14 protein-coding genes are annotated in these 12,240 nt (G+C 34.8%); 5 read left to right on the forward strand and 9 right to left on the reverse strand.

The window, feature by feature from the left end:
• Positions 1–78: 78 nt before the first annotated feature.
• The 5 genes from OLM58_RS05280 to OLM58_RS05300 are packed head-to-tail and all read right to left on the reverse strand — an operon-like array spanning position 79 to position 3,442.
• Positions 79–393: a hypothetical protein gene (locus OLM58_RS05280; protein ID WP_264531472.1), complete on the reverse strand. Its 315-nt coding sequence runs from the start codon at positions 391–393 to the stop codon at positions 79–81.
• A gap of 57 nt (positions 394–450) precedes the next feature.
• The gene (locus tag OLM58_RS05285) at positions 451–816 is read right to left on the reverse strand and encodes a nuclear transport factor 2 family protein (RefSeq protein ID WP_264531473.1); all 366 of its coding nucleotides are present in this window, start codon (positions 814–816) and stop codon (positions 451–453) included.
• Positions 817–833: 17 nt separating this feature from the next.
• The gene (locus OLM58_RS05290) at positions 834–2,411 is read right to left on the reverse strand and encodes a S41 family peptidase (protein ID WP_264531474.1); all 1,578 of its coding nucleotides are present in this window, start codon (positions 2,409–2,411) and stop codon (positions 834–836) included.
• Entirely contained in the window at positions 2,412–2,843 is a 432-nt protein-coding gene (locus OLM58_RS05295; RefSeq protein WP_017496187.1) for a deoxycytidylate deaminase, read from the reverse strand.
• 5 nt (positions 2,844–2,848) lie between these two features.
• A complete protein-coding gene (locus OLM58_RS05300) occupies positions 2,849–3,442 on the reverse strand; it encodes a HupE/UreJ family protein (protein WP_017496188.1) in 594 nt (197 codons plus the stop codon).
• Between the two features lie 171 nt (positions 3,443–3,613).
• Here OLM58_RS05300 and OLM58_RS05305 point away from each other — a divergent pair, with 171 nt between their 5' ends.
• Entirely contained in the window at positions 3,614–4,045 is a 432-nt protein-coding gene (locus OLM58_RS05305; protein ID WP_017496189.1) for a TerB family tellurite resistance protein, read from the forward strand.
• Positions 4,046–4,219: 174 nt separating this feature from the next.
• Here OLM58_RS05305 and fbp read toward each other — a convergent pair whose 3' ends face one another.
• Positions 4,220–5,227 (reverse strand): class 1 fructose-bisphosphatase, encoded by a 1,008-nt coding sequence (gene fbp / locus OLM58_RS05310; RefSeq protein ID WP_264531475.1) that lies wholly within the window; start codon positions 5,225–5,227, stop codon positions 4,220–4,222.
• A gap of 171 nt (positions 5,228–5,398) precedes the next feature.
• On the opposite strand from fbp, the gene OLM58_RS05315 reads away from it, so the two are divergent.
• Both OLM58_RS05315 and OLM58_RS05320 read left to right on the forward strand, forming a co-directional pair.
• Positions 5,399–5,887, forward strand: a complete 489-nt coding sequence (locus OLM58_RS05315) for a GNAT family N-acetyltransferase (protein WP_264531476.1) — start codon at positions 5,399–5,401, stop codon at positions 5,885–5,887.
• Positions 5,888–6,004: 117 nt separating this feature from the next.
• Positions 6,005–7,264 carry an aspartate kinase gene (locus OLM58_RS05320; protein WP_264531477.1) on the forward strand — a complete coding sequence of 420 codons (1,260 nt, stop codon included), beginning with the start codon at positions 6,005–6,007 and terminating at the stop codon, positions 7,262–7,264.
• 78 nt (positions 7,265–7,342) lie between these two features.
• On the opposite strand, the gene OLM58_RS05325 is transcribed toward OLM58_RS05320, so the two are convergent.
• The 3 genes from OLM58_RS05325 to OLM58_RS05335 form a co-directional block, all read right to left on the reverse strand.
• On the reverse strand, positions 7,343–9,736 hold the full coding sequence (locus OLM58_RS05325; RefSeq protein WP_264531478.1) for a TonB-dependent receptor domain-containing protein: 2,394 nt from the start codon (positions 9,734–9,736) through the stop codon (positions 7,343–7,345).
• Positions 9,737–9,837: 101 nt separating this feature from the next.
• Positions 9,838–10,911, reverse strand: a complete 1,074-nt coding sequence (locus tag OLM58_RS05330) for a helix-turn-helix domain-containing protein (RefSeq protein WP_264531479.1) — start codon at positions 10,909–10,911, stop codon at positions 9,838–9,840.
• 81 nt (positions 10,912–10,992) lie between these two features.
• Positions 10,993–11,325, reverse strand: a complete 333-nt coding sequence (locus OLM58_RS05335) for a helix-turn-helix transcriptional regulator (protein ID WP_264531480.1) — start codon at positions 11,323–11,325, stop codon at positions 10,993–10,995.
• 382 nt (positions 11,326–11,707) lie between these two features.
• On the opposite strand from OLM58_RS05335, the gene OLM58_RS05340 reads away from it, so the two are divergent.
• A complete protein-coding gene (locus tag OLM58_RS05340; protein ID WP_264531481.1) occupies positions 11,708–11,932 on the forward strand; it encodes a DUF5808 domain-containing protein in 225 nt (74 codons plus the stop codon).
• A gap of 50 nt (positions 11,933–11,982) precedes the next feature.
• A complete protein-coding gene (locus OLM58_RS05345) occupies positions 11,983–12,153 on the forward strand; it encodes a hypothetical protein (RefSeq protein WP_264531482.1) in 171 nt (56 codons plus the stop codon).
• Positions 12,154–12,240 lie beyond the last annotated feature (87 nt).

Below are 12,240 nucleotides of genomic sequence, written 5' to 3' on the forward strand. Positions count from 1 at the left end.
AACCATTAAGAAATTAAGAAAAACTGCTTTAAAGCCTGTAAACTTAACCTCTTAATGGTTTGAAAATTACATACTTTCTTATTCCACCGAAATAATCTGCGTTACCTTAATATGACTTTCATCTTCGGTTTTCCAGACTTCCCCTTTTACCGAGACAACATCGCCTATTTTTAAGGTTTTGTAATTTTGTGGGCCACCCACATTTAAAATGCTAATTGTTGCGAAATATACCTCTTTAGCAGCTGTTGAGATTTTTGCCGTATAACCGTCTTTTCCCGACTCGATTGCATCTACTTTACCGGTAATCGTACTATTATTATTTTTCATGGAAGTACAGGAAATCATTAGAACCAGCACAACAAACAGCAAGCTTATTCTTTTTAGATTTTTCATATAGATAGTTTAACTCCAGACTTAAGGAAATTTGATTAAAACTACAACGTGATGCTTTTACTGCAATTGAATACAGCTGCCGGCAATTACTTTCAGATTTTCATCAAACTGTTTCCAAACCCTGATATATCTGAAAGTTCCGTTAAAGGAATTATGATTAAAGCTCCCTTTTAATAAAATCGTTACCGCAACTACAGCAGAGTCATCGATTACGTTTATAGTCTGATCTGAGGCTTCTAATACATCTATTTGCATCTTACCTGAACGATACGAATTTAAATCAAACTCTTTCGTAATGGTTTGTCCGTCCGGTAAATTAAAAAGTAAATCGTCATGCAGCATCTTTTCCAAAGCTGGAATATCTGCACTTTTCATGGCCGTTAATAGTTCAATCTCAGCATTTACAATAGTTTCTATTTTCATCTGATGAAGATTAGGGATTACTTGTTTGGTTTCAAAACAGCCTTGATCATGGCATCTTCTTTTAAAATAACATCGTAGTAATATAATTCGCCATACAATTGTCTGGCAAACTCAGCGGTGATATATCGATTCACCAATGCTTTGGTTTTGTCAAATTTCAAATCTAAACCGGCTGACAACACATAGGTTTTGAACTTTTTAAAATACAGATCAGAACTCTTCATCTTTGCCAAAAACTCGTTAAAATGGAGTCCGGCAAATACACCTCTGTTTTTATCCAATTCTTCAAAAACGAAATGCCCCACAATTCCGGTTTGCATCAGGTAGGCCACATTTTCATTCCCATGCTCGGCCTCTATCGGCACGAAAACATCAGGAACAATTCCGCCACCGCCATATACAATTTTACCTTTTGGCGTTTTAAACTTTAAAGAATCGGCCACTTTTATACTGTCTTTTGCATAAAGTTCGCCTGATTTTATACGGGCTTCAGATTCCTTAAAATAGTCTTCATTCCCTTTTTTATAAGGCTTCTGAATCGATCTTCCGGTTGGGGTGTAATAACGGGCCACGGTCAGTCTCACTGCCGATCCGTCGTTGAAATCCATTTCACGCTGCACCAGACCTTTTCCAAAAGAACGTCGCCCTACAATGGTACCACGGTCGTTATCCTGCAATGCTCCTGCCAGAATTTCACTGGCCGATGCACTGTTTTCATTAATCAGCACATATACTTTACCGGTTTCAAAACTGCCTGCTTTGGTTGCATAAGTCTTCTCGGTTGTACCGTTTTTATTTTTAGTAAAAACGATCAGCTGTTTGTCTTTTAAAAATTCATCTGCAATTGCAATGGCTTCTTCCATATAACCACCGCCATTGTCACGAAGGTCAATCACCAGCGACTCGATTCCTTTTTGCTTCAATCGATCCAGACCACTCTTAAACTCATTAAAAGTAGTTTCGGCAAAACGATTGATTTTGATATATCCGGCATTATTCCCCAGCAGCAATGATGCATCAACGCTTTTGATTGGAATAATATCTCTTTTTACTTTAAACTTAAGCTTCTTTTGTTCTGATCTTCTAAAAACAGTCAGTTCAATCTCAGATCCTTTTAATCCTTTTAATTTAGAAAACAAAATATCTGAAGACAATCTGCGTCCGAACAATTTGGTTTTTCCGGCAAATAGAATGCGGTCCCCGGACTTTATTCCGGCTTTTGCCGAAGGTCCATTTTCAATTGGTTTTATAATGGCAACAGAATCTTTATACATGTAAAAATTAATCCCAATCCCTACAAAATCTCCTTTCATGCTTTCGGCTACTTCGGCCTGTTCTGTTGGCGGAATATAAACGGAATGCGGATCTAATTTTGACAAGATATTGTCGACTGTAAGATTTACAATTGAATCGGTGTTGATACTGTCAACATATTCATTATTGATAAAATCGATCAGCTTATTCAGTTTGGTTTTTGAGTAATTTTTAGCCAAAAGCTGATCATCCGCGGGAGCATTCATCAGGCTTCCGAGAACGATACCCAGAGCTAAGGTCGCTCCGATAACAAGTGGTAAATATTTTGAATTAAATTTCATTTACTCTTCTAAAACAGGAATATGTTCAACTTCAACACCTGCTTTTATTAAAAACTGAATTCCGGAATCGTCCCGATATCCGTCATGATACACCACTCTTTTTATACCCGACTGATGTATTAATTTACTGCATTCTTTGCAAGGCGAAAGTGTAATATACAAAGTCGCCCCTTCACAGGATTGCGTTGATCTTGCTACTTTCAAAATTGCGTTTGCCTCGGCATGAAGAACGTCCCAACGGGTTAATCCTTCCTCATCTTCACAGCAATTTTCAAAACCAGACGGGGTACCATTGTATCCATCCGAAATAATCATCCGGTCTTTCACAATGATGGCACCTACCTGCTTTCGTTTGCAATACGACAATAAACTCCATTCTTTGGCAATCCGCAGATAAGCTTTGTCGTATTTATTTAATTTTTTTTTCTTCATTTATTTTATCTGTTCCAAATTGGGCTTTCAATAATCATGGGAATAACCACTCCGATAACAAAAGCCGACATTACAAGTGCCCAATCGCGTTTTGAAAAACGAAATATGGTCTGCACAATATAAGATAGTATCAAAACTACAAAAACCACAACCAGTTGTGCTGCTTCAATTCCTAAAGCAAATTCTCCTAAAGGTAGTAATTTTGAACCAGGTGACCCTCCTAAAATTGTTTTGAAATAATTCGAGAATCCAAGTCCATGTATAATTCCAAAAAATAAGGTCACAAAAAACACTACATTCAAACCGTCATTTTTAGAGTTCTTTCCGGCTGTTAAAAGATTAAAAACTGCGGTAATTAAAATCGTTATGGGGATTAAAAACTCAACAGTATTTACTTTTATCGCAATAATTCCGTAAACAGAAAGCAATAAAGCCAGTGTATGACCAATTGTAAAAACAGAAACGAGAAGCAAAATACGTTTCCAGTCTTTAAACAAATAAGGGGTTGTTAATGCAATTAAAAAAAGAACGTGATCATAAGCGTTAATATCTAAAACATGCTTTAATCCTATTTGAAAATAAATCCAAAATTCTGACATAAGGGTACTCTATTATAATGATTAGGGGTTGTAAACTTACGATTTATTTTGAACAATTATAGATGTCCCAAACTAAAACAACCGATAAAAATTAAGTTAAATTTTATGAGAACTTTAAAATTAATAATTTAAAATAAAAATTATCTTTGTAGGATAAAAAAAACCATAATTATGTCATTTTCAGATTTATTTGATAGCGAATTCAAACAAAGAAACAAAGGTCACTTTTCTGCTATTGTTCGTGTAGCACTAGCTGATGGAATTGTACATCCTGAAGAAAAAAATTTCTTGGATAAATTGGCTGCACGTTTAGAAATTTCAGAAACTGAATACGAAGAAATTCTTAACGACCCATTAAAATACCCTATCAATCCTCCTTATTTGCACGTACAGCGTTTAGAGCGTTTGTATGATTTAACAAGAATGGTACACGTAGATCACCATCTTGAAGACCAACAAGAAGTGATGTTACGAAAATTAGGTATCGCTTTAGGTTTTACACCAAGCAACGTAAACTATATCATTTCTAAAGCATTATCATTAGTTGACAAAAAAGTAGACGGTGATACTTTTGTTTACGAAATGCAACACATGCATAAATAGTATTCAGTCGCAGTTTTCAGTTTTCAGACTGATAGCTAAAACTAAATAAAAAATAAACCCGAGAGTTTTGAACTGTCGGGTTTTCTGTTTTTAGACCGAAGCTAAAATTTACCGCAAAAGAAACCCGACAGGTTTTAAAAACCTGTCGGGTTTGAAACGAACCAAAAACGGAGATTACTCTGTTTCCGCCATAAATTCTTCTGCTTTTTCGACCATGTTGTAACTTCCGCAGAAAAACGGAACTCTTTGGTGCAATTCAGTTGGCTTTATTTCCATAATTCTTCCAAAACCATCTGTTGCTTTTCCACCTGCCTGTTCTGCAATAAAAGCCATAGGATTACATTCGTACAACAAACGCAGTTTCCCTTTTGGTGCTTTTGAACTGGTTGGATAGATATAAATTCCTCCTTTGATCATATTTCGATGAAAATCGGAAACTAAACTTCCGATATATCTTGAAGTGTAAGGCCTGTCTTCTTCTTCTCTCTGACAATATTTGATATAATTTTTTACTCCTTGTGGAAAGTGAACATAATTTCCTTCATTGACAGAATAGATATTCCCATTTTGTGGAAATTTCATATTAGGATGTGAAAGATAGAATGTTCCAATCGCAGGGTTTAAAGTAAATCCGTTTACACCATGCCCTGTTGTGTATACCAACATTGTTGATGTTCCGTAGATTACATATCCTGCTGCTACCTGATTGACTCCCGGTTGTAAAAAATCCTCGCTTGTAACCGGAGTTCCGATAGGTGTGATTCTTCTGAAAACCGAAAAAATGGTTCCCACTGATACATTCACATCGATATTTGAAGATCCGTCCAGCGGATCCATTAAGATCACGTACTTATTATTATGACTGTTGTCGCTCCCCTGAACAGTAATAAAATCGTCGTTTTCTTCTGAAGCAATACCACAGACAATCTCACGGTTAATTAACGTCTGAATAAATACTTCGTTTGCATATACATCTAATTTTTGCTGGTCTTCACCCTGAACATTCTGCTCTCCTGCAGCGCCAATGATATCCACCAATCCAGCTTTGTTTACTTTATAGTTTACGACCTTAGCCGCCAAACGTATAGAATTGATGATTCGGGAAAGCTCCCCCGACGAATATTGAAATGCTTTTTGGTTCTCAATAATAAACTCTCCCAGTGTTTTATTGCGTTCTTCCATTACTAAATCGTTGTAGTTTTGTTTTTAAGTCACAAATATCGTTTTTTTTGTGAGAATGGTTTAAAAATTATTTCGTTAGTTTGCCACTATTGTATATTTGCTAAACAAAGCCCTAAAGTACTGAGCAAAAGAATACTTTTTTAGCTAATAAACGCTTAATAATAAGAATATATGAATATTAGAAAAGGGAATCCTGAAGACATGAAATCGGTTCTGGGATTAATACGGGAGTTGGCAATATTCGAAAAAGAACCAAATGCCGTAGTGATTACAGAAGCAGATTTAATACGTGACGGTTTTGGTGAAAAACCACTGTTTCATGTGTTTGTTGCAGAAATTGATACTGACGAAAATCATAAAGAAATTGTTGGAATTGCGTTCTACTATTACCGCTACTCTACCTGGAAAGGAAAAACAATACACCTTGAAGATTTGGTCGTTAAAGAAAAGATGAGAGGTACAGGTTTAGGGTCTGCACTTTATGCCGAAATCATAAAACAGGGAAAGCGGGATAATGTACTCAGAATCGATTGGAATGTTTTAGACTGGAATACTCCTGCTGTAAAATTCTACGAGAATTCGGGTGCAAAAATCCTTGAAGACTGGAGAGTTGTTCAAATGGACGAAACAGGAATTAATTCGTTTTTAGAAAAATTATAAAAAATAATATTTTGCCACGAATTTCATCAATTAATATAGATTCATGGCAGAAAAAATGATAACACATACAAGATTTCATCCGGTCTGAAATCTGAAATAAAAAATCTAAAATTAAAAATGAGAGTATTTAAATTTGGTGGAGCATCGGTTAAAGATGCCGAAGGAATTAAAAACGTATACGACGTTTTACAAAAAGTAGGTTATGAAGATGTGATTTTAGTAGTTTCCGCAATGGGAAAAACAACAAATGCTCTTGAAGTAGTCATCAAAAATTATTTTGATAAATCATCAGAACTGAGTTCATCCGTACAGGAAATAAAGAAATACCACAATCAAATTTTACTGGATTTGTTTGAGAACGAAGAACATGCTGTTTTTACTGCTGTAAAAGCATTATTCTCTGAATTGGAGTATTTCCTGGCACACAATAAATCTCCAAACTATAATTTTGTTTACGATCAGATTGTGAGCTTTGGAGAATTGATTTCAACGACTATCTTAAGTCATTTTATGAATTTTATGGGCATTCAAACGCAATGGCTTGATGTTCGAAATTTCATCAAAACCAATGCCAACTACCGCGATGCAGAAGTAGATTGGGAGATTACACAACAAAACATCAGTAAAAATGTGCCTCGTAAGGTTCTAAACATTACTCAGGGATTCTTAGGTGCCGATGAGAATAACTTTACTACCACTTTAGGTCGTGAGGGTTCTGACTATACTGCCGGAATTTTCGCCTACTGCCTGAATGCAGAAAGTGTTACAATTTGGAAAGATGTACCGGGAGTTATGAATGCCGATCCGCGTTATTTTGAAAATGCAAGTTTATTAAACCAGATTTCTTATCGTGAAGCGATCGAGCTGGCTTTTTACGGAGCTACTGTAATTCACCCAAAAACATTACAGCCTTTACAGAAAAAGGAAATTCCGTTGTACGTAAAATCTTTTGTTAATCCGCTTTTAAAAGGAACCTGTGTTTCTAAAGGAGTTGATCTGGAGCCCCAATATCCTTGTTTTATCGTAAAAAGAGAACAGCTTTTAATTTCTCTGTCTTCGATTGATTTTTCTTTTATTATGGAAGAGAACATCAGCGAGATTTTTGCTTTATTTCACCAATTTAAAATAAAAGTAAATCTGATTCAGAATTCTGCCATCAGTTTTTCGGTTTGTGTGGAAGATAAATTTGGAAACTTTAATGACCTGAATGCGATTCTTTCGAAAAAGTTCAAAGTAGAATTTAGCGAGAATGTGACTTTGTACACCATTCGTCATTTTACAGAACAAGCGGCACAAACGGTAGAGGAAAACAAAGCCGTTTTATTAAAACAAGTGAGCCGCGAAACGATGCAAATCGTTACTAAAGAGATTAACTAAATCTGTATTATACGTTAATTATATAATTCATATACTTAAAAAGCTTCACTTTATTGGTGAAGCTTTTTTTTATTCCAATCATCTTGCTCTGTTATTCTCTACTTCTTCTGTTTTTAATTTCCTGAACGTTTGTTTCTTTGAATTTCCAAAATTATAGGTCGCAACCAGTCTGAAATAGTTTGTTGTATAGGTTCTGTGATAATAGATTTCGGTTTGTCCAACATTATAATTTCCGGAAGTTCTAAATTTGTGAAAGATGTCATTGGCTGTAAAATTTAGTCTTAGCGCATCATCAAAAAAGTTTCTTTCAATCCCAATAGTTACTGTTGACCGATCATCATCATGACCCAATCCGTAACTTCTGTCTCCCAAATACCAGGCAAGCAACTGAATTTTGAACAGATTAGGGATTGCAAACGTATTGTTCGAATACAAATACAACTGCGGTTTTACAGCCCCAAATTCGTACGAATATTTATGATCAACCGCTTTGCTATAACTGACACTTACCGTATTTACAGAACTCCAAATTTTATTCCTGAACGATCTTGAAAGAGAGGCAAAAAAAGTATTTTCTCTATCAAAATTTATCGATCTTAAGATATAACTGTTCGGATTATCTCCTCGCAAAGCGGCTCCGGATATAGGATCTATTTTATGTGTATATCCCATTTTAAAATCGAATTTTCTGTAGAATGCGCCAATTTCAAAAGCATGAACTTTCTCCGGCAACAAATTAGGATTTCCTTCTATGGTCGTAAAGGGATCCTGGTAAATAACAAATGGATTTAAAGACTGATACCGCGGTCTTGTTATCCTGGAGACATAAGAAACATGTGCTTTTAATTCATCCGAAACATTCATATTCAACAGAACGTTTGGAAAAAAATTAGCATAACTTTTTTTAAATTCCTGATTTCCGTTAGCATTGGTACGCAAATCATAATTAGTCCACTCCCCTCGGGCGCCAAGCGAATAACTAAACTTTTCACTTAATGCTGACAGGTAGCTAAAATAAGCTGCACCAATTTTTTCATCGTACTTAAAATCACTTGAAAGCCCTGTGTCAACTTCAAAATCGCCTTCTTTTACTTTCGATACCAAAAAATTAGTTTCAGAATTAATCACAGCACGGCTAAATTTAGCCCCCATTTCTAATGTTGTATCTTCATCGATCTTTTTAGCATAATCCGTCTGAATGCTTGTAATATTTATAGTGTTTTTCACATTATTCTTTAAATATTTCTCAGTCACAAAGCTATCGACCAGACCATTTTCATCAATGAAATCATTAACATTTCCATTATAGTTAGAATATTGGGTACCCACAAATAATAACGAACCCTGATCATCCGTTACCAGATTGTAATTTAAATTAATGAACTGATTTAATAACACATCATTTTTAGAAATGTTGGTACTGTAAAGGCTCTTGCCCATGTTATCTGTTATTGCATTTCGACTTTTAACCGCTCCTCCCAGATCTGCAACATTACTGCTATACCCCAACGTAATGTACTGTTTGTCCGAGAAGGCATATTGTAATCCAAATCCAAAATTGGAATAATTGTTAAATTGTCTTTGCCAATCTGTAGTCAGTTTTGATTGCATATACTCGTCGGTACCGGATCTTGTTCTTGTGGTATATAATAATTCCCGACCTTTTCCTAATTGTAATCCGTAATTGGTTATAAAGGAGAATTTGCCTTTTGTATAATTAAAATCAAACAATGTATTGGTGCTGGTTCCGGCAAATTTTGAAACGGTAACTTGTTGGCTTGCTGTCCCCATCATTCCGCTTTCAATATTCTTTTTGGTAATAATATTGATCACTGCTTTTCCTTCGGCATCATATTTTGAGGAAGGGTTAGAAACAACTTCAATCTTCAAAATTTGCGAAACCGGAATTGCAGCAAATCGTTCATTGTTAATCAGAATTCCATTGAGATAAATAATTGCTTCACCTTTTCCAAGCACACTAATTTGTCCATCAGCTGCAATAACATTTGGAACTCTGCCTAATAATTCAGTAACAGAACTAGTGGTAGAAAGTAATGTATTTGCGACCTGAACCTCAACCGTTCCGTTTGCTCCATGTTTTAACAATGTCGGCTGACTTTTTACAACCACTTCACTCAATTGATTGTTGTGTTCAAAAACTGTAATTGAACCTAAATCTACACGGGCATTTCCTTTATAAACAACATTCAAAAACTGATCTTTGAAGGATACAGACGTTAGTTTGAGTATTATTTCTTTCTGATTCACATCAGATAATTGAAAAATACCCTCCAAGAAATCGTGTTGTTGGATCACTGTAGAATCACGAGCAGATAAAACTGTTGCAGTTCCCATCATTACTTCATTATTACGATCTACAACTTTGCCTGAAATTTGCTGTATCGTTTGTGCTTGGGTGGGTACCGCTACAATAATTAAACAATAGACACATAGCAGCCTTAAGATTCTCATACCTTTTTTCGATTAAATTTGACTTTTATTGGAACAAAAGTCAACAGTAAATCAGGTTATGAGATCTTCAAAATAGAAATCAGGAGTACAATTTTATAAATTCACACTTGATTTGAGTTTCTAAAATCTGCACTTTGATAATAAGAAGGCGTTTTTCCGGTATACTTTTTAAACGTCGCAAAAAATGTTGATTTGGAATTAAAACCAACATCGTAACCAATAGCTTCTAAAGTAAGCTTGTCATTTGAAATTATAATTTCGCGGGCCTCTCTAATTCTGAATTCATTTACAAAACTGGTAAAGTTTTTACCTAAATTATTGTTTAAAAACTGTGATAATTGATGGCTTGTAATATTGACCTCTTTAGCCAGATCCTGCAGTGAAAGATTTGGATTTTTATACAATGCCTTTTCATTCATTATACTTTCTAACTTTTGGGATAAAGCTTCCGCCTCTTCAGAATCTATTTTTTTTACAGCACCTTTTGTACCATTTAACAGAAATAAATCATCAGTCCTCTTTCGATACAAAAGGATTGATACCACTAAGTATAGAATAAAAGAAAAAACAACCGCACCACTGATATAAATTGCGCCAGGTGCTCCAATTAAAGCAAGAAAATAAAAAACAAAAAGTAAAAGGATCCCTAAAAAGAGCATTCCAAACCACAGTTCAGATGGAGAAGTTTTCTCTTTTCTGGTAAAAAACTTTTTCAGAATTGCTTTAATAGTAAACCCTGAAACCACAATATAAATAAACCATTGCAGATAAATAATTCTGATAAAACGAAAACTCCAAAGTTCCGGATAATATTCATAGGGAAAAATAACACCAACCAAAACACTAAGTACCCCCCAAAACAGGAGAATGAGTTTCCAGGATTTTGGCATTACATTGATTTCATCTACAGCTGATTTTAAAAAAAAGTACAAACAAGGACCTATGAAAAAGCAAGCTGTCAGCCCAATCTGCAAATACATTTTGGGTAAAGCAGGATTAAAATAAACAAATACTGATTTTGCGATTCGTATACTTAAAGCGAACAGAAGGCCTCCTAAAAAATAGTTTGTAAGAAATCTTTTTTTAGTAAAAAAGAAGAAATAGATGCTTAAGATAATTCCGTTAAAAGCGCCTAATGCACTAAAAAAGAATAAAAGTTCTTTACTGGAATCCATTGTTTAAGGTTGTTACATTCCGTGCAAAGCTAAAAAAAAATACTATTTTAACTACTTTTCTTCTCTTTCTTAGAATAAAAACTACACCTTCTTCAAATCGCGAATGGTTTGTTTCAGCTCTTTTATGCGTTCTTCATATTCTTCAATTATTTTGCCCGATAAATGAGCGGTGGTAGTAGAGGCCCCCTCTCCATTCAGATCCTGTTTTTTATGTTCCACTTTCAATAAATCCTCGGGAATTATCTCAAAAATTTCGCAGATTCTTAAAATATGATTTGCCCATGAACTGCTTTCACCACTTTCCATTCTGGCATATGCTGATTGTGAGATATGAAGAAAATCTGCCACTTCTTCCTGTGACATTCTCTTATTTTTCCGAAGTATTTTAAGCTTGTTTCCTACAATTACATTCATGATTTAGCAAGTTTTTCCGTCCAAAACAATAGAGGACAGTTTTACACATATATACTCACAAAAAACAAATTATTTTTAAAATAAAAAAACATATGTCAATTTCTTATTAAAAATACCCGATAATCACATAATAGAGAACCTAACAAAATGCTAAATTAGCGCCACCGAAAAACAAACAAATAAATAATTTCTTGTGCTTAACCACGATCAGGAATTTGATTAACACCAAAAACACTAAACCAAAAAAGCCATGACCCGACCAGTCTTATTTCTCTGCCTTTTAATCATTATTATAGCATTAGGATATCGCTTTAGTAGAAAAAACAGTTAAATCATTTTATCAAAGCCCCCATTTCTGATAAAAACTTAACCCTTTAAAATAATGGAATTTAATTCTAAACCTACAAAAGAAACCCAAAACAACTGGAGTCGTGATCCAAACAATTGGATTGGGGGAATTTTTTATTACAATCCTCAGGATAAAAGATTGTTCCCTCCAAAAAAGATCAAACAACTTGGGTGGACCATAAATTTTGCAAACCCCAATTCACTATGCACCGCCATAGCAATAATCGCTGTACTACTAATTTCCACTAGAAACTCTTAGTAACGGAACTCAAAACAGCTGATTATTATTTTTAAATCACCCTTAAAAACATGAAACTTTTTATCGTCAAATACAGCGTTGCCATTATAAGCTGTCTTTATCTGGCCTACTTCTTTTACAATTCAGAACGTGCCGGCAGTATGATCAAAACGGGAACTGCTCTTGTTTTAGCACTTTCTATTTTTATGACGATGTGCTGTCAGATCAGAAGCGGAAGATAACACTGATCAATCATGAGTTAGTCTGAATTACAGACTCTTTATTTCCCAATTATAAATACTACTTTTGATTTTTGAGAGTTAAAGTAT

Source organism: Flavobacterium sp. N502540 (assembly GCF_025947365.1).
In the GTDB taxonomy this organism is placed as follows: Bacteria; Bacteroidota; Bacteroidia; order Flavobacteriales; family Flavobacteriaceae; genus Flavobacterium.

Excerpts from the sequence above, each read along its gene's own strand:
- OLM58_RS05280 (WP_264531472.1), bottom strand. The coding sequence starts at position 393 with ATGAAAAATCTAAAAAGAATAAGCTTGCTGTTTGTTGTGCTGGTTCTA.
- OLM58_RS05285 (WP_264531473.1), bottom strand. The coding sequence starts at position 816 with ATGAAAATAGAAACTATTGTAAATGCTGAGATTGAACTATTAACGGCC.
- OLM58_RS05290 (WP_264531474.1), bottom strand. The coding sequence starts at position 2,411 with ATGAAATTTAATTCAAAATATTTACCACTTGTTATCGGAGCGACCTTA.
- OLM58_RS05295 (WP_017496187.1), bottom strand. The coding sequence starts at position 2,843 with ATGAAGAAAAAAAAATTAAATAAATACGACAAAGCTTATCTGCGGATT.
- OLM58_RS05300 (WP_017496188.1), bottom strand. The coding sequence starts at position 3,442 with ATGTCAGAATTTTGGATTTATTTTCAAATAGGATTAAAGCATGTTTTA.
- OLM58_RS05305 (WP_017496189.1), top strand. The coding sequence starts at position 3,614 with ATGTCATTTTCAGATTTATTTGATAGCGAATTCAAACAAAGAAACAAA.
- fbp (WP_264531475.1), bottom strand. The coding sequence starts at position 5,227 with ATGGAAGAACGCAATAAAACACTGGGAGAGTTTATTATTGAGAACCAA.
- OLM58_RS05315 (WP_264531476.1), top strand. The coding sequence starts at position 5,399 with ATGAATATTAGAAAAGGGAATCCTGAAGACATGAAATCGGTTCTGGGA.
- OLM58_RS05320 (WP_264531477.1), top strand. The coding sequence starts at position 6,005 with ATGAGAGTATTTAAATTTGGTGGAGCATCGGTTAAAGATGCCGAAGGA.
- OLM58_RS05325 (WP_264531478.1), bottom strand. The coding sequence starts at position 9,736 with ATGAGAATCTTAAGGCTGCTATGTGTCTATTGTTTAATTATTGTAGCG.
- OLM58_RS05330 (WP_264531479.1), bottom strand. The coding sequence starts at position 10,911 with ATGGATTCCAGTAAAGAACTTTTATTCTTTTTTAGTGCATTAGGCGCT.
- OLM58_RS05335 (WP_264531480.1), bottom strand. The coding sequence starts at position 11,325 with ATGAATGTAATTGTAGGAAACAAGCTTAAAATACTTCGGAAAAATAAG.
- OLM58_RS05340 (WP_264531481.1), top strand. The coding sequence starts at position 11,708 with ATGGAATTTAATTCTAAACCTACAAAAGAAACCCAAAACAACTGGAGT.
- OLM58_RS05345 (WP_264531482.1), top strand. The coding sequence starts at position 11,983 with ATGAAACTTTTTATCGTCAAATACAGCGTTGCCATTATAAGCTGTCTT.